At 63.2% G+C, this 16142-nt stretch carries 11 protein-coding genes and 1 CRISPR repeat array (1 of these 12 cut by a window edge); of the genes, 9 read left to right on the forward strand and 2 right to left on the reverse strand.

The features are described from left to right. The first annotated feature begins 53 nt into the window (after positions 1–53). Positions 54–1058: a GTP 3',8-cyclase MoaA gene (gene moaA, locus RAH39_RS12330; RefSeq protein WP_306590423.1), complete on the forward strand. Its 1005-nt coding sequence runs from the start codon at positions 54–56 to the stop codon at positions 1056–1058. Between the two features lie 13 nt (positions 1059–1071). After that, the gene (locus RAH39_RS12335; protein WP_306590424.1) at positions 1072–2058 is read left to right on the forward strand and encodes an isoaspartyl peptidase/L-asparaginase; all 987 of its coding nucleotides are present in this window, start codon (positions 1072–1074) and stop codon (positions 2056–2058) included. 328 nt (positions 2059–2386) lie between these two features. On the opposite strand, the gene pheA is transcribed toward RAH39_RS12335, so the two are convergent. After that, on the reverse strand, positions 2387–3481 hold the full coding sequence (gene pheA, locus RAH39_RS12340; protein ID WP_306590425.1) for a prephenate dehydratase: 1095 nt from the start codon (positions 3479–3481) through the stop codon (positions 2387–2389). Between the two features lie 189 nt (positions 3482–3670). Then, the gene (locus RAH39_RS12345; RefSeq protein WP_306590426.1) at positions 3671–3961 is read right to left on the reverse strand and encodes a hypothetical protein; all 291 of its coding nucleotides are present in this window, start codon (positions 3959–3961) and stop codon (positions 3671–3673) included. 220 nt (positions 3962–4181) lie between these two features. On the opposite strand from RAH39_RS12345, the gene cas6 reads away from it, so the two are divergent. From cas6 to cas2, 7 genes are read left to right on the forward strand one after another with little or no spacing between them, the layout of a single operon-like run. Next, positions 4182–4781, forward strand: a complete 600-nt coding sequence (gene cas6, locus RAH39_RS12350; protein WP_306590427.1) for a type I-MYXAN CRISPR-associated protein Cas6/Cmx6 — start codon at positions 4182–4184, stop codon at positions 4779–4781. Continuing rightward, entirely contained in the window at positions 4774–6948 is a 2175-nt protein-coding gene (locus tag RAH39_RS12355) for a CRISPR-associated endonuclease Cas3'' (RefSeq protein WP_306590428.1), read from the forward strand. The genes cas6 and RAH39_RS12355 overlap by 8 nt, the downstream gene beginning before the upstream one ends. Then, complete coding sequence (gene cas8a1, locus RAH39_RS12360; RefSeq protein WP_306590429.1) at positions 6939–8567, forward strand: type I-MYXAN CRISPR-associated Cas8a1/Cmx1; 1629 nt, start codon at positions 6939–6941, stop codon at positions 8565–8567. The genes RAH39_RS12355 and cas8a1 overlap by 10 nt, the downstream gene beginning before the upstream one ends. A gap of 22 nt (positions 8568–8589) precedes the next feature. After that, positions 8590–9474: a type I-B CRISPR-associated protein Cas7/Cst2/DevR gene (gene cas7i, locus RAH39_RS12365; RefSeq protein ID WP_306590430.1), complete on the forward strand. Its 885-nt coding sequence runs from the start codon at positions 8590–8592 to the stop codon at positions 9472–9474. Continuing rightward, the gene (gene cas5, locus RAH39_RS12370; RefSeq protein WP_306590431.1) at positions 9471–10097 is read left to right on the forward strand and encodes a type I-MYXAN CRISPR-associated protein Cas5/Cmx5/DevS; all 627 of its coding nucleotides are present in this window, start codon (positions 9471–9473) and stop codon (positions 10095–10097) included. Before cas7i ends, cas5 begins: the two co-directional genes overlap by 4 nt. 14 nt (positions 10098–10111) lie before the next feature. After that, positions 10112–11719 (forward strand): type I-MYXAN CRISPR-associated endonuclease Cas4/Cas1, encoded by a 1608-nt coding sequence (locus RAH39_RS12375; RefSeq protein WP_306590432.1) that lies wholly within the window; start codon positions 10112–10114, stop codon positions 11717–11719. After that, positions 11716–12153 (forward strand): CRISPR-associated endonuclease Cas2, encoded by a 438-nt coding sequence (gene cas2, locus RAH39_RS12380; RefSeq protein WP_306590433.1) that lies wholly within the window; start codon positions 11716–11718, stop codon positions 12151–12153. Before RAH39_RS12375 ends, cas2 begins: the two co-directional genes overlap by 4 nt. A gap of 98 nt (positions 12154–12251) precedes the next feature. After that, positions 12252–16142: a CRISPR direct-repeat array (repeat unit 36 nt; unit sequence CTGCCTTCAGATCGAATGCCTTCGGGCGTTGAGCAC) (it continues 732 nt past the right edge of the window).

Consider the following 16142-nt stretch of genomic DNA (forward strand, 5'->3'; position numbering starts at 1 on the left):
TCCATCCAAACCACCCATTGTGACCTGCCGGGAGGATTTATGCTGGGGGATCTATGGAGCCCCTCGACGCCCTGGGCCGCCCTCTCCGGGCGCTGCGCCTGTCGGTCACCGACCGGTGCAACTTCCGCTGCCCCTACTGCATGCCCGAGGGCGCCTTCGGGCCCGGCCACCCCTTTCTCCCGCGGGAGGAATTGCTCAGCTTCGAGGAGATCGCCCGCCTGGCGCGGATCTTCGTGGGCCAGGGCGTCGCGCGGATCCGCCTCACCGGCGGCGAGCCCCTGCTGCGCCGGGACCTGCCGGTCCTCGTCGGGATGCTGGCGGCCCTGCCCGGGCTGGAGGACCTCGCCCTCACCACCAACGGCGTGCTGCTTCCCGACCTGGCCGCGGACCTGCGCGCCGCGGGCCTCCGCCGCGTGACCGTCAGCCTGGACACCCTGCGGCCCGACCGCTTCCGGCGCCTCAGCGGGTCGGACCTGCCCCTCGCTCGCGTGCTGGAAGGGCTGGAAGCCGCCCGGGCCGCGGGGTTCGGCCCCCTCAAGCTCAACTGCGTCCTCCAGCGGGGCGTGAACGACGACGAGATCCTCGACCTCGCCGCCTTCGCCCGGGCGGAGGGCCACCTCCTGCGCTTCATCGAGTTCATGGACGTGGGCACCACCAACGGCTGGCGGGCGGAGGACGTGGTGCCCGCCGCGGAAGCCCGCCGCGCCATCCACGCCCGCTGGCCTCTGGAACCCGTGGCTCCGCCCGCGGGCGCCGTGGCCCAGGAGTGGCGCTACCGCGATGGCCGGGGCGAGGTCGGCTTCATCGCCTCCGTCACCGCCCCCTTCTGCCGGGACTGCGACCGGGCCCGCCTATCCGCCGACGGCCGGCTGTACACCTGCCTCTTCGCGGCGGAAGGGCTCGACCTTCGGGCCTTCCTCCGCGCCGGCCGCAGCGACGCGGACCTTGCGGCCCTGGTCGCCTCCCGCTGGAAGCGCCGCGAGGACCGCTATTCGGAACGGCGCCACGCCGCGCCCCCGTCCCTCCCCAAAGTCGAAATGTCCCACATCGGCGGCTGACCCCGAGGCTCCCATGCGCCTTCCTTTCCTCCTCCCCCTTGCCCTGGCTCCGCTCCTCGCGGCGGCGCCTCCCGCAACCGTCGTCCACGGCGGCGCCGGGAGCCTCCGCGCCCTCATGGACGGCACGGACCGCGCCGCGGCGAAGGCCCTGGCGGCGCTGAAGGCCGGAAGCGGCGCCCTGGACGCGGCCCTGGCGGGCGTGGTGGTGATGGAGGACGATCCCCGCTTCAACGCCGGCACCGGCGCCAACATCCGCCTCGACGGGAAGACCATCCAGATGGACGCCGCATGCATGGACGGCGTGACGGGCGGCTTCGGGGCCGTGGCCGCCATCGAGCGCGTGAAGAACCCCGTCCTCGTGGCCCGCAAGGTCATGGACACGCCCCACATCCTTATCGTGGGCGAGGGCGCCACCCGGTTCGCGCGGGCCATGGGCTTCCCGGACTACGATCCCACCTGCGCCGAGAACACCGCCCGCTTCCGGAAGGTACAGCGCATCCTCCAGGGCGAGGATCCCGGCCGGCTCGCCGCATGGACGCGCTACGACTGGAAGAAGGCCTGGAACTTCCCCACGCCGCTGAAGGAGGCGCTCGGCCCGTCCGACACCGTGGGCTGCGTGGCCCGCGATGCCGCCGGGCGGTTCGCCGCGGCCATCAGCACCGGCGGCACCACCATCACCTTCTACGGCCGCGTGGGCGACGTGCCCATCTACGGCGCCGGGATCTACGCGGGTCCCAAAGGCGCCGTCGCCTGCACCGGCAACGGCGAGGACATCGTCAAGCGCCTCGTCGCCAAAACCGCCTACGACCTCCTGGCCAAGGGCCTGACCGCCCAGCAGGCCGTGGACCGCACCCTTCGCGCCTTCCCCGCGGACATCGACCTGGGCCTCGTCGCCGTCGGCTCCGCCACCACCGGCGGCGGCTGCAACTACTCCGCCGAGAAGAAGGCCTTCGTGACCCGCGATTACCGCGGCCAGATGGCGTGGAGCGCGGCGAAGTAGGCGGCCGGGAACGATCAAGGGAAAGCGATCTTAAAGCGGAGGAACGCGGAATCACCGAGAAAAACAGAGAAAGGCGCTCTCCGCTTTCATACCTTGGCAATGGGCCGCTGTTTTGCATTCAAAAGCGAAAGATCACCACCAAGCCGCCAAGAAAAGCAAAAAGAACTTCCTTGGCGCCCTTGGTGTCTTGGCGGTGAAAAAACCCTGGATCCTGACTTCCCAGAGATATCAAAGCGACACCACCGAGAAAAACAGAAAAGGCTTTTCTCCGCTTTTCTCAGTTCCTCCGTTTTCCTCCGCTTTTAGCCCTTGGCATTGAGAGAAGCGGTCAGGCGTCCGTCCGGGGATAGCTGCCCAGCACCTTCAGCGAGGCGCAGGCAGCGCGGAGATCGTCCAGAGCCTCGGCCAGCGACGGATCCTCCGCATGGCCCTCCACGTCGAGAAAGAAGGCGTATTCCCACAGGCGCCGCCGGGTGGGGCGGCTCTGGATGCGGCTGAGGTTGAGGCCGCGGCGGGCGAGCGGCTCCAGCAGGCGCAGGAGCGCGCCCGGTCCGTCCGGCGCCATGGCGAGGAGGGTCGTCCGGTCGCAGCCCGTGGGCTCCGCGGACCGCGGCCCCAGCACGAGGAACCGCGTGGCGTTGGCGGCCAGGTCCTGGATCCGCGCCTCCGCCACCTTGAGGCCGAACAGCTCCGCGGCCAGCTCGGACGCCACCGCCGCACCCTCGGCGTCCTCCCGCGCCAGCCGCGCCGCTTCGGACGTGGAGGGCGCCTCCACCCGATCGGCCTGGCTCAGATGGACCTCCAGCCAGCGGCGGCACTGTCCCAGCGCCTGCGGATGGGAATAGACGCGGCGGACGGCGGCCAGATCGAGGTCCGGCCGCAGGAGCAGGGCCTGGTCCACCGGCAGGAGAATCTCGGCGCAGATCCGCGACGGGCTGTCGAGAAACGCGTCGAGGGTGGAATCCACGGCCCCTTCCGTGGCGTTCTCCACGGGCACCACCCCGTAGTCGGCGCGCCCGCGGTCCACTGCTCCGAACACCGCTTCGATGGTCCCCTGCGGCAGCGCATGGCTGGAGCCGCCGAACTGATGGCGGGCGGCCAGATGGCTGAAACTGCCCTCCGGCCCGAGGAAAGCCACGCGGAGCGGCTTCTCCAGGCTGAGGCAGGCGCTCATGATTTCCTGGAATACCGTCCGCACCGCGGCGCCGGGAAACGGTCCTGGATTGGCGGCGCCCAGCCGCGCGAGCACGTCCCGCTCCCGCCGGGGCGCGTGGAACGGCGCTTCCGGAGCGGCCTGTGCCTTGAGACGCCCCACGTCGGCGGCCAGCGCCGCGCGATGGTTCAGCAGTTCCAGAACTTCGTCGTCCACGGCGTCGATGGCCCGGCGAAGGGCCTCCAGGGAAGTCGGGTCGGGTTGGGTCACGGGATCTCCCACAAAGAAAAACCCCCGAGCCATGCGGTCTCGGGGGCGGGAAGGAAGCGGTTCCGATTCTAGACGCCGCCCGTCCCCGCGCCCGAGGCGCGAAAGCGGAAAGCAAAAAAGCGGAAGGAAAGGGTCATCACAGTTCAGACACCTTGCCCCAAACAGCGCCCTCCGGCAAGGGCACGCGCCTCAGGGCTGTTTCCTCCCCGGTGGAGCCGACCGCGGCTGCCCGCCCTTCCGATTACCCAACCCCTTCGCCATCGCCGCCCGCGTATCGTCGTCCACCGTCCCCACCACCTGCGCCCCGCCGGACGGCGCCGGCGGAGCCTCCTCGGGAACCTCCTTCCCCGCCTCCGGCCGCCGCACCTGGATCGGCTTCGACTCCCGCACCCACCGTGCCTGCGTCGAGAGTGCCCACATCACCCCGCCCACAAGCGCCGCGAAGCCGAGGCAGACGAAGGCGATGTCACGACGGCGCATGGAAACTCCTTGAGCGAAGCAGAACGGCGGCAAGATTCAAGCCCCCATTACCTGAATTAAGACGCAAACAGACATCCCATGCCAATCGTATTTCCGCCTTTTCCACATAAAAACACCATTTAATAAACTTAGTTGTCTAGCGCGTTTTGGACGCTCATTGTCGCATTCGTCTCGCTAAAGTTGATCGGAATATCATTGATGGCAATTCAGGGAGGCCCCCATGCACCTTGAACTTGTATTTCCCCTCACCGGAGCGAGGGCAGTCCCTGTAGACCACGGACACGGACTGTACGGTGCGCTTAAACGAGTCATTCCCGCGCTGGAAGACCTCCCCGGACTCGGCATTCACTCTCTGCGCGGGCAACCTCTTCCTGGAGGCATGCTCCTGCTGGATGCGAAACAGGGCGGCCTCAGGCTCCGCCTGAACGCCGAGCATCTCCCCATGGTGATGCCCCTCGCCGGTCGATCCATTTCCGTATTGGGTGCTCCCCTCTGCCTCGGAAGCCCGAACCTTCACATGCTGACCCCCTCCAGGAACCTGTGGGCAAGGAGCGTCACGCTCCATTTCGCCACGATCGCTTGGGAGGAAGCCAGGACCCAGCTGGATCACCATCTGAAGCAAGGGTATCCCGCAGTGACATGGCAAATCCGAAAGCCGCGAACCATCCGGATTCATGGCAAGCAGATCCTGGGCTTCGAGGTAATGGCAACTGGAGTGAGTGAGGAGGATAGTTTGCGCCTTCAAGAGAATGGCTTTGGCGGAAGGCGCGCTTTCGGATGCGGGATCTTCGTTCGGGTGGGAGGAAAAAGCAATGCCTAGGCACCTTCTCGCAAAAAGTTGCGGGAAGGACCAGACCCCCATCCCGACGCTGGCATGGCATACCTGCCATGTCATGGAGGCAGCGGAACGCCTGTTGGCCAGGCGTGGCCAGGCGGCGCTGAGATCAACGGGACTTCCCAATGAGCACTTACCCCTTCTTGAACGCATCGTGCGCTTCGCGGCTTGGTGGCACGACATCGGGAAAGTCATGGAGCACTTCCAGAGGGGGGTGCATGGAGAGGAGTGGCATCAACCTTTCCGACACGAAGCCGTGAGCTGGTACCTCGCCACCGGGCCACTCAAGGACTTTCTGGCGGCCCATCTACCGGACGCCATCGAACGATGGATGGTGGCGGCATGTGCAGCGGGTCATCACAGGAAGTTTCACGATCAGGCCACCCCAGCCATCAGCGATGAAGCAGGACAGAGTCTTCTACACCTGGATCATCCCGACTTCCAGGAGTGGATGACGCTTGTCCCCGGAGGCGCGAAAACGGAGCTGCCAAGACTGGGTGCCATGACACTCCGTTCCAGCACGCTGAAAATGGCCATGACGGATGCCATCGAGACCCTTGAAGACGGAAGCCCCTCGCTTTCCCAATACCAGCAGCGCATCCTCGCCATCGCCAAAGCGCTGTTGATCGCCGCCGACATGGCCGGATCGGCCCTCCCCAAAGAGCAGAAAGACGCCGATTGGATTGCATCTGCCCTGGGCACCCGCGCGACCGAAGAAGACCGGTGGACCTTGCTTCGCAAGAAACTCAAAAGCCGCCCTCTCCGCCCTTTCCAGGAGGCCGCCGCCAGCAGTACGGCCCCATGGACCTTCCTCAAGGCTGGATGCGGGACAGGGAAGACGGCCGGGGCCTGCGCGTGGGGAGCCCGCCAACACGCCGGGCGCCAGCTTTGGCTTACCTACCCCACCACCGGCACGGCCACAGAAGGGTTCCGAGACTACGTACTGGAAGCCGACCTGGAAGGTGCCTTGGTCCACTCTCGGGCAGAACTGGATCTGGCCATTCTGGGAACCGGGGAAGAAGGCGAAGATGACCGCCAGCGGGCCCGGGAACTCGCCTTGCGAGGCTGGGCCGCGGATACCGTGGTCGCCACCGTGGATACGGTGCTGGGCCTCATGCAGAACCAGCGGGCCGGGCACTACGCCTATCCAGGAATCTGCGATGGCGCCTTGGTCTTTGACGAACTCCACGCCTACGACGACCGGCTTTTCGCCTGCCTGCTCCGTTTTCTCGAAGCGCATCCCGGTTTGCCATGCCTCTTCATGACGGCAAGCCTCCAGGCGGGCCGCCAGCAGGCCCTGGAATCTCTTTGCCAACGCCTTCACCAGAGAGGACTGGAGGTGATTCCAGGGCCCGAAGGACTGGAGACGCTTCCGCGCTACCACAGGCTCCAGGGTGATCCCTGGGAGGCAGCGACAACCAGCCTCAAAGCGGGCGGCAAAGTGCTCTGGGTTTCCAACACCGTCGCGCGCTGTCAGGCCGTCGCCGATCAGGCCGAAACCCGCATCTGGGGCCCTTTGCGCTACCACAGCCGCTACCGCTACCTGGATCGCCTCGACCGCCATCGGGACGTGGTGGAAGCCTTTTGCGCGCCGGGACCGGCCTTTGCTTCCACCACCCAAGTAGCAGAGATGAGCCTCGACCTGTCTGCGAGCCTCCTCGTGATGGACCGGGCCCCCGTCCCCGCCATGATCCAGCGCCTAGGACGGCTCAACCGCAGAGCCGAGCCTGGGGGTCCGACCTGTCCTTTCGTGATCGTTGAGCCGGAAGATGCTATGCCGTACACCGACCAGGAACTCCAGGAAGCCCGTGATTGGCTCGCCAGACTGGGAGATGGCCCCCTTTCCCAGCAAGACCTTCTCGATGACTGGCAACAGGACTCACGAAATCAAGGAGGAAACGCTTCCGCCTATTGGCTGGATGAAGACCTCTGGACGAGACCCGGCTCCATCCGTGAGCCCACTCCTGGCATGAGCGTCCTTCTCGAAGAAGACTGGCCCAAAGTCCAGCGTCGCGAATACCCCGCATCTGCCTGCCTCATCCCCATGCCACCCAAATCCCAACGAAGGGGCCTGCTCGAGCGAGGCCACCTCCTGATCGCCCCATCCACCCTCATCACCTACGACCCCCTGCGAGGTGCTGCATGGCAGTAGCAGGAACTGCTTCCAAACCGCAAAAGAAGTCCCAGGCAAAAAAGGGTGGAAGCGGCAGCCTGGACCTTCGGCTCCATGGTCCCGGCATGACCCCCATTCTCCGGGCAGGCCTGGGAGGGCTCGCCGCCAGCCTCCGGGCGATCCTGCGGGAACGATCGAGAGAAACCAAATGGGAGGAGGGCGTGGTGGTCCCCTTGGGGCCGGGGCAAGCCACCATCGAAGCGCATCGCGTTGTCATCTCCTGGCCCGAGGGCGGACTGGAGCCCACCTTGAAAGCTCTGTGGGAAGGTTCCTTTAGGATTTCCCACGGCGTCATCTATCTACCCGGCGCGCATTTGGAACCTTTCGATGGAACCAAAGTGGTACCTCTGCGCTTGCAGGAAGGGCTGAAACGAACCTTTCTCCAGCATGGGAAATCCACCGAAAAAGATGGTTCTCCCAAAGTGCTCAGCGTTGATCAAGGGGAAGGCCCCATTGCCTTGGGGTACCAGCCCTTTGCAAGCTATGCCCATGCCAAGGCAATAAAAGATATGCTTCAGGCACTCGCAAAGGGCACTTCGGTCGAGTTGGCAGGCTGGGCTTGCCCAGGTGCGGCCCAACGCCATGTCGCCTTCGGCGCCACCAGGGCAGCCTATGCGCCCCAGGAGGCTGTGGCGGCGCTTTTCAGCCTGGTGGGATGCATCAGCCTTCCAGAGGGCAATGGTGGCGGCTTCCTCATCATCCCCGAGCCCAACCATTTGATCTCGTTCGCCAAAAAGCTCCCACGCCTTCTCCCAGCATCCCCGACCGATACGGCCCCCGCCAGCCTTGGAGACGCGCTCTTGCTGGCGGAGATGTCGCTCCTGATGGAATCGATGGAGCAACCCTTCGTGGCCTCCCTCCACGGGACCTTGCTGGAGTCCATGGCCTGGGACAAGAAGCAGAAATATCGGGCTGCGTTGGTAACAGTCGGACAGTTCCAGAAAGATCGCATGGAACTCTTCCGAACTATTCGTTCTGAACTGAAGCCAAGGCTGATCTCAACCAAACAAGGGACCACCTGGATCAAACCAAGCCATCTTCGCGCCTTCGCGGCGGACAACCTCGCCCGGGGGAGGCCGTGGTACCAAGGATTTGCGATCCACACCATCACAGAGCAAAAGCAGACGCGCTTCCTCCACACCTACCGGAGTTCCGAGAAAAGCAATCTCGGGGCCCTTCAACATTCAGAAAGGCAAGGGTTGATCCGCATGACCGAACAACTTTCTGGTACCGAGCAGCGACTGGTGGCCGCCACTCACGAGGCCATTCGCAACCAGTTCGGAAAAATATCCCAGACCCAGAAGGCCCTTGGGGGCGATCTGAAAAAACGATTCCAAGACGAGCGCCAGCGTATTCGCGTGGCCTTCTCCAGCGCCAAGACCCAGGACCAGGTACGCTCGGCCTTCGCAGATCTCTGGAGCCGGTCGGGTTCCCTTCCGACGCTCCAGGCGCACTGGTCCGAAGTCATGGCCCTGGTTCATGGCCCCAAATGGGCACTGGCCCGGGATCTCGCTCTGGTGGCCCTTGCCAGCTACAAGGGACAACGCTCCGAAGAGGAAGAACACGCCGAAGACGCAACGGAAATTTCTGCCGAATAACCCCCACTTCAAGGAGATCATCATGGCCCTGCACATCCACGCTGCCCTGCTCACCCCCCACGGTGTTGCCGCCAACAACCGCGGACTCACCGAGGGCAACATCACGACGCTCCAAAAACTGGTCTGGGGCACGGGAAAGGTCCACAGCACCGTTTCTGCGGAATCCATCCGATTCGCCCTGCGGAGCCGTTTTCAGGAATCCGGAGAAAAGCTCAACCGAACCTATGATGATCCTAGCCGTAGCAATACCTGGTTGGATCCTGAATTCAAGGACTGGTCGAAATTCCTCGACGACGATCTCCTCGGTTTCATGTCCGCCAAGGCTGCCGGGGAAGAAGGAGAAAAAAATACCAAGGTTCGGCGGAGCCTGCTGGAAGTCAGTCGCGCCGTGAGCCTTTCCCCCTGGCTGGGCGATGCCACCTTCAACGCCGCCAGTCCCGGCGCCACGCCTTCTGCTCAGAAGAAGGGATCCAATCCCGTGCCCTACGGAACGGAGATGCACGCCACGCGCTATCAGTACGGCCTGAGCCTCACGCCAGGTCAGCTCAAGGATCAGAAGCGTGCGGCCACGGCCCTGAGGGCCATCTGCGCCCTGGGGCCCGTGGCGGGCAACCACGCTCGTTTCCTCTTCGACTTCAGCCCCGACAGCGCGGTGCTCCGCGTCACCCATGACCCCGCGCCCCGCCTGCTCTATTGCTTCGATCTCAACGAGGATGGGTCGGTCAACCTGAATGCCCTGATCCAGAGGGTGCGCCAGAAGGACATCCTTCCCGAGGAGATCTTCCTCGGCGGCGCCGTGCTGTTTGGCTTGGACGCGGACACCCTCAAGCTCCTGGGCCAGTCCAGCCCTGAACAAGGTGTGAAGGCCGCCTGCGAAGCAGCCATCGCGAAGGTCGACTTGTCATGATCGGCCTCCGGCTTACCGTCCCGGTCGCCTGCTGGCGGAAGGGGCGGGCCCGGGAGTTCTGGGAAACGGAAACCCTTCCACCCCCGGCCACCTGTTACGGAGCCCTGCTCTCCTTCGTCGGCGAGGTGGACCGCCGAGTTCACGAGGGTTCACGCGTGACCTCGGGCCTCTTGAACCAGCCCCACCTCAGCACGGTGCTGCGCACCCTCTGGAAAGTGAAGGATCCCAAGACGCCCCAGGGCAATAGCCAGAACGCGCGCCCCGACCTTCAACAACTCTGGTGCCAGGCGGATTTGATGATCTGGTGCGACAGCAGCGAAGAATCGGGCTCTCGCCTAGAGGATCGCATTCGAGAGGCCTTTATCCACCCGGAACGCATTCAGCGTTTCGGGGGGTGGTCCCTCGGTGAAAGCACTCACCTCATCAACGATGCCTGGTTGATTGACGATGGCGTTCCCCCCACGGCTTGCCGCGTCTTCCTAGAGGATCCCAAAGGCAGCCATACGCTGCCGGTCTGGGTCGATCATGTGGGCATGGCAGGCACCCGTTACGCCGTGGGCAACTTGGTGGACATCACCTCCGCACCTTCGCCTGAACGGCTCCCTCGGATCCTCGCGTCATGACCCTCACACGAGCCATGGCGGTCCATGCCTGGGCGTACTGCCCCCGACTTTTCTACCTCGAAGAAATTGAGGAGATCCGCGTCGCGGATGAGCGGATCTTCGAGGGAAGAGAACTGCATGAGCAATTGGAAGCGAAGGAAGAAGGCGATCTCCACACCTTCACCCTGGAAAGCGAAACTTGGGGTTTGAAAGGGAAACTGGACGCCTGCCGCCACCGGGACGGGCGGTGGATCGTGGTGGAGCACAAGAAGGGGCGCAGCCGCAAAGGCGAACGTGGGGCTGAGGCATGGGAGAGCGACCGCCTCCAATCTGCCGCCTACGGCGCCCTTCTGGCGGAGCACCTTGGAGAGCCCGTACTCGAAGCCCACATCCGCTACCACGCAGACCATAAACGCGTGGTGGTCCCCGTGGACGCTTCCTTGCTTCAGGAACTGGAAACCGCGCTGAGGGAGATGAGTCTCCTGCGGAACACGCCGGAACGCCCATCCGTCACACCCCATGCCCAGCGTTGCATCCATTGCAGCCTGGCCCCAGTCTGCCTTCCAGAGGAGGAACGGTTCCAGCAGCGCGAGGACTGGGAGCCTTTGCGCCTCTACCCCCAGCACCATGACCGGCTCACTTTACATGTCCTGGGGCATGGTTCCCAGCTCGGGCGTTCCGGAGACCAGCTGGTGGTACGCCCCCTGGAAGGCCCTGAGGAGCGCTTTCCCGTGGAGCAGGTGGAGCAGATCGTGATTCACGGCTATGCCCAAGCTTCCACCCAGGCCCTTCATCTTTGTTTTGCCCGGGACATCAATGTCCATTGGTTGGGCGCGGGAGGCCGGTACCTGGGCGGATGCGCCGCCGGTTCGGGAGGCGTTCAACGCCGCATCCGCCAGTACGAGGCGTTGCGTGATCCAGCCTTTCGACTGGAACGCTCAAAGGAGCTGGTCAGGGGGAAGGTTCGAATGCAGATTGGTTTTCTGCTGCGAGCCACCCGGGGACGGGATCGAACAGATCATGTGCTCCGACGCGTGAAGGACCTCCGAGCCTGTTTGGCAGGCCTGTCTGCCGTATCCAGTTTCGACGACCTGCGCGGGGTAGAAGGATTGGCTGGGCAAGCGTATTTCGGTTGCCTGGACAGCCTTCTTCTCCCAGAATTGCCGGAATCTTTACGTTTTTTGGGACGCAGCCGAAGGCCCCCCGAGGATCCCGTCAATGCCCTGCTTTCCTTCGGCTACTCGCTCCTCTACCGAGACGTGGTGGCTGCGATCCTCGCCGTAGGACTGGAACCCGCTTTCGGGCTATTTCACACCGCCCGTTCAGCGGCTTACCCCCTGGCTCTGGATCTGATGGAATTGTTCCGAGTCCCGTTGGTGGACATGGTGGTGATCGCCAGCCTCAACCGCCGCCAATGGGATGCCGAACGCCACTTCCGGCGCCTGGGCCCGGCAATCTACCTGAACGAGGAAGGACGGGAGCAAGCCATCTCCCTGTTCGAGGGAAGGAAGGCAGAAACCTGGCGCCATCCAGTCCTTGGCTACAGCCTCAGTTATCACCGTCTGATGGAACTGGAAGCGCGGCTGCTGGAGAAGAGCTGGATGGGACACCCAGGCCTCTTCGCCCGCTGGAGCCTCCGGTGAAGCATCCTCCGGAACGCCACTGGTATCTGGTGGCCTACGACGTGGCCGACGACAAGAAGCGGGCCAAGGTGGCGAAATGTCTGGAAGGCTTCGGCGAGCGGATTCAGTACTCCGTGTTCCGCACCTTCCTGAGCGGCCGTGCCCTCGCTCGTCTCCGCTGGGAGTTGAGTCGAATCATGGCTCCCCTGGACGGACTGCTGATCATCCATTTGTGCCCGTCCTGCCAAGCCCGCATCCAAGACCGGAAGGGCAAACGAGATTGGAAAGAGGAAGCACCCTTGGGATTTCGGATTTCGGGGCAAAGCCTCAAGCACCCCAGCCCGGGGGGGATCGCGACCGACTCATCTCAAGACTTATCAAAGAGTTCAGAACCATCCGTCTCGCCCCAGTCCATGAATGCTGCCGGATCAAGGAAATACAAGGGATCCCGCTAATCTGAGCATTTCCCTGGGGCCATCTTGAGGGGTAGGGACGGATATCCATGAAACAGGTATTTGAAACTTCAATAAATTATATGTTTACATTTATGGCACTGCCTTCAGATCGAATGCCTTCGGGCGTTGAGCACACGTTTTCCGGGCGCACCATCACGGCTCCTTGGGGGCGCTGCCTTCAGATCGAATGCCTTCGGGCGTTGAGCACGGGTGAGTTTCACGGAGACCGGGTCCCTCCACCATCTGCCTTCAGATCGAATGCCTTCGGGCGTTGAGCACCCGTAGGCGTAGCGGGCTTCCAGCATGGCCGTCTCCTGCCTTCAGATCGAATGCCTTCGGGCGTTGAGCACGCCCGGCAACGCCTGGTACCCCGGGAGGATCAGGCGGCTGCCTTCAGATCGAATGCCTTCGGGCGTTGAGCACCAGCACGGCCTCCGCAAAATCACACGCAGCCAGGCGCTGCCTTCAGATCGAATGCCTTCGGGCGTTGAGCACCTGTGCTGCCTCCTGCCGAGCGAGCAGCCTACCGGCAGCTGCCTTCAGATCGAATGCCTTCGGGCGTTGAGCACTTGCAGATCGCGCGAAATGTTCCTAAATTTGTGATCCTGCCTTCAGATCGAATGCCTTCGGGCGTTGAGCACGAGTCGTTCTGGATCGTCAACTTGTGAGCGTCTTCGGCTGCCTTCAGATCGAATGCCTTCGGGCGTTGAGCACAAGACCTTGATCCAGCAACTCGCGGCGTCCAGTGCTGCCTTCAGATCGAATGCCTTCGGGCGTTGAGCACAACAGGCCGCGTTCGTATTTTCCCCAGTCACTACGCTGCCTTCAGATCGAATGCCTTCGGGCGTTGAGCACCTCTTAGTCGGCATGCCAGACTTTCTAAAGCTGTGTTCTGCCTTCAGATCGAATGCCTTCGGGCGTTGAGCACGATCAGCATGTCTTTTACAAACCAGGTCTCGCGGCCTGCCTTCAGATCGAATGCCTTCGGGCGTTGAGCACCTGGTGGTGGCCCCGGTGCGCGTGTGCTGGCTCGCTGCCTTCAGATCGAATGCCTTCGGGCGTTGAGCACCGATCTTTCTTCTTCTCGTCACTTCCCGTACTCTTCACTGCCTTCAGATCGAATGCCTTCGGGCGTTGAGCACAGACAGCTCGGGTTCACGACGACGCGACCTCCGGCTGCCTTCAGATCGAATGCCTTCGGGCGTTGAGCACTTCGACATCCTGACCGCCGCGGGCGCCCCGTCGAACTGCCTTCAGATCGAATGCCTTCGGGCGTTGAGCACTTCGCGTAGTCCTGCTTGCCCTGGGACTTCATCGTCCTGCCTTCAGATCGAATGCCTTCGGGCGTTGAGCACAGGTGGTGGCCGAGCAGATGGAGCGTCGACTGGCCCTGCTGCCTTCAGATCGAATGCCTTCGGGCGTTGAGCACCTCTGGCAGATGGCCTGCACCGGGGCGCCGTGGTGCGCTGCCTTCAGATCGAATGCCTTCGGGCGTTGAGCACTGCCGATTAATTTCGGAGGGCGACACCCTGACGCGCTGCCTTCAGATCGAATGCCTTCGGGCGTTGAGCACCGCGTAAGAGTGGTGGACACGTAGGCTCCTGCTGGCTGCCTTCAGATCGAATGCCTTCGGGCGTTGAGCACGAGTCGTTCTGGATCGTCAACTTGTGAGCGTCTTCGGCTGCCTTCAGATCGAATGCCTTCGGGCGTTGAGCACAAGACCTTGATCCAGCAACTCGCGGCGTCCAGTGCTGCCTTCAGATCGAATGCCTTCGGGCGTTGAGCACAACAGGCCGCGTTCGTATTTTCCCCAGTCACTACGCTGCCTTCAGATCGAATGCCTTCGGGCGTTGAGCACCTCTTAGTCGGCATGCCAGACTTTCTAAAGCTGTGTTCTGCCTTCAGATCGAATGCCTTCGGGCGTTGAGCACGATCAGCATGTCTTTTACAAACCAGGTCTCGCGGCCTGCCTTCAGATCGAATGCCTTCGGGCGTTGAGCACCTGGTGGTGGCCCCGGTGCGCGTGTGCTGGCTCGCTGCCTTCAGATCGAATGCCTTCGGGCGTTGAGCACCGATCTTTCTTCTTCTCGTCACTTCCCGTACTCTTCACTGCCTTCAGATCGAATGCCTTCGGGCGTTGAGCACAGACAGCTCGGGTTCACGACGACGCGACCTCCGGCTGCCTTCAGATCGAATGCCTTCGGGCGTTGAGCACTTCGACATCCTGACCGCCGCGGGCGCCCCGTCGAACTGCCTTCAGATCGAATGCCTTCGGGCGTTGAGCACTTCGCGTAGTCCTGCTTGCCCTGGGACTTCATCGTCCTGCCTTCAGATCGAATGCCTTCGGGCGTTGAGCACAGGTGGTGGCCGAGCAGATGGAGCGTCGACTGGCCCTGCTGCCTTCAGATCGAATGCCTTCGGGCGTTGAGCACCTCTGGCAGATGGCCTGCACCGGGGCGCCGTGGTGCGCTGCCTTCAGATCGAATGCCTTCGGGCGTTGAGCACTGCCGATTAATTTCGGAGGGCGACACCCTGACGCGCTGCCTTCAGATCGAATGCCTTCGGGCGTTGAGCACCGCGTAAGAGTGGTGGACACGTAGGCTCCTGCTGGCTGCCTTCAGATCGAATGCCTTCGGGCGTTGAGCACAAAAACCTTGCCACTGCCGACCTTGCCACTGCCGCCTGCTGCCTTCAGATCGAATGCCTTCGGGCGTTGAGCACATCCCCTGTTACGTAACTACTGTGGGATCAGGGGGCTGCCTTCAGATCGAATGCCTTCGGGCGTTGAGCACCAGGCGAATCCCGACAGGAGAGAGAAGATCAAGGCGGCTGCCTTCAGATCGAATGCCTTCGGGCGTTGAGCACATGGCCTCCATCTTGTCGCCCATGGCCTCCAGGCGCCTGCCTTCAGATCGAATGCCTTCGGGCGTTGAGCACTAGCTCCCCCGGAGGCGGTGCGGGGTGAGGCCCTTCTGCCTTCAGATCGAATGCCTTCGGGCGTTGAGCACGCGGCACGGGCGGCAGCATCCAGCTGCTGTCGGGTAATCTGCCTTCAGATCGAATGCCTTCGGGCGTTGAGCACATTAATCTAATTAGGCAGGGGGCGGTGCCTTCAGATCGAATGCCTTCGGGCGTTGAGCACGCTCCCCGGATGGTATGCCAGCCGCCTTCATGCAGTCTGCCTTCAGATCGAATGCCTTCGGGCGTTGAGCACGAGGTGAGGCCGGAGGGGAGGGCGTGGCCGTAGCCCCCTGCCTTCAGATCGAATGCCTTCGGGCGTTGAGCACAATCCGGCCGAGGCCAACAAGGAGGCGGCCATCCTCCTGCCTTCAGATCGAATGCCTTCGGGCGTTGAGCACCCGATGCGGTTCCGCCGGAGACCGGGACCCTCCAGACTGCCTTCAGATCGAATGCCTTCGGGCGTTGAGCACCGCGACAAGGCCGTCGCCCTGCTGCTGGCGGAGGGCTGCCTTCAGATCGAATGCCTTCGGGCGTTGAGCACTCGAACGATGCGACGTTCCGCGCCTGGGCCCTCGCGTCTGCCTTCAGATCGAATGCCTTCGGGCGTTGAGCACGCCAACAAGGTCACCGCCGTCGTTGTGGTGGGTCGGCTGCCTTCAGATCGAATGCCTTCGGGCGTTGAGCACGGATCTCGCGCGGCCTGGATTCATGGTTCGTCCGTCTGCCTTCAGATCGAATGCCTTCGGGCGTTGAGCACCAGCCGTACGAGACGCTCCCCTTGACCACCTTCCGGTTCTGCCTTCAGATCGAATGCCTTCGGGCGTTGAGCACACGCGCACGGCGATGTCATCGATCTCCGCCGTGTAGCTGCCTTCAGATCGAATGCCTTCGGGCGTTGAGCACAATGAGGTCAGCTTGGAGCAAGTGAAGGAAGCGGTCCCTGCCTTCAGATCGAATGCCTTCGGGCGTTGAGCACACCCTTGAATCCCCGCGCTACGCCTGCACCACCTGCTGCCTTCAGATCGAAT

Source organism: Geothrix sp. 21YS21S-4, from assembly GCF_030845995.1.
Taxonomy (GTDB): domain Bacteria; phylum Acidobacteriota; class Holophagae; order Holophagales; family Holophagaceae; genus Geothrix.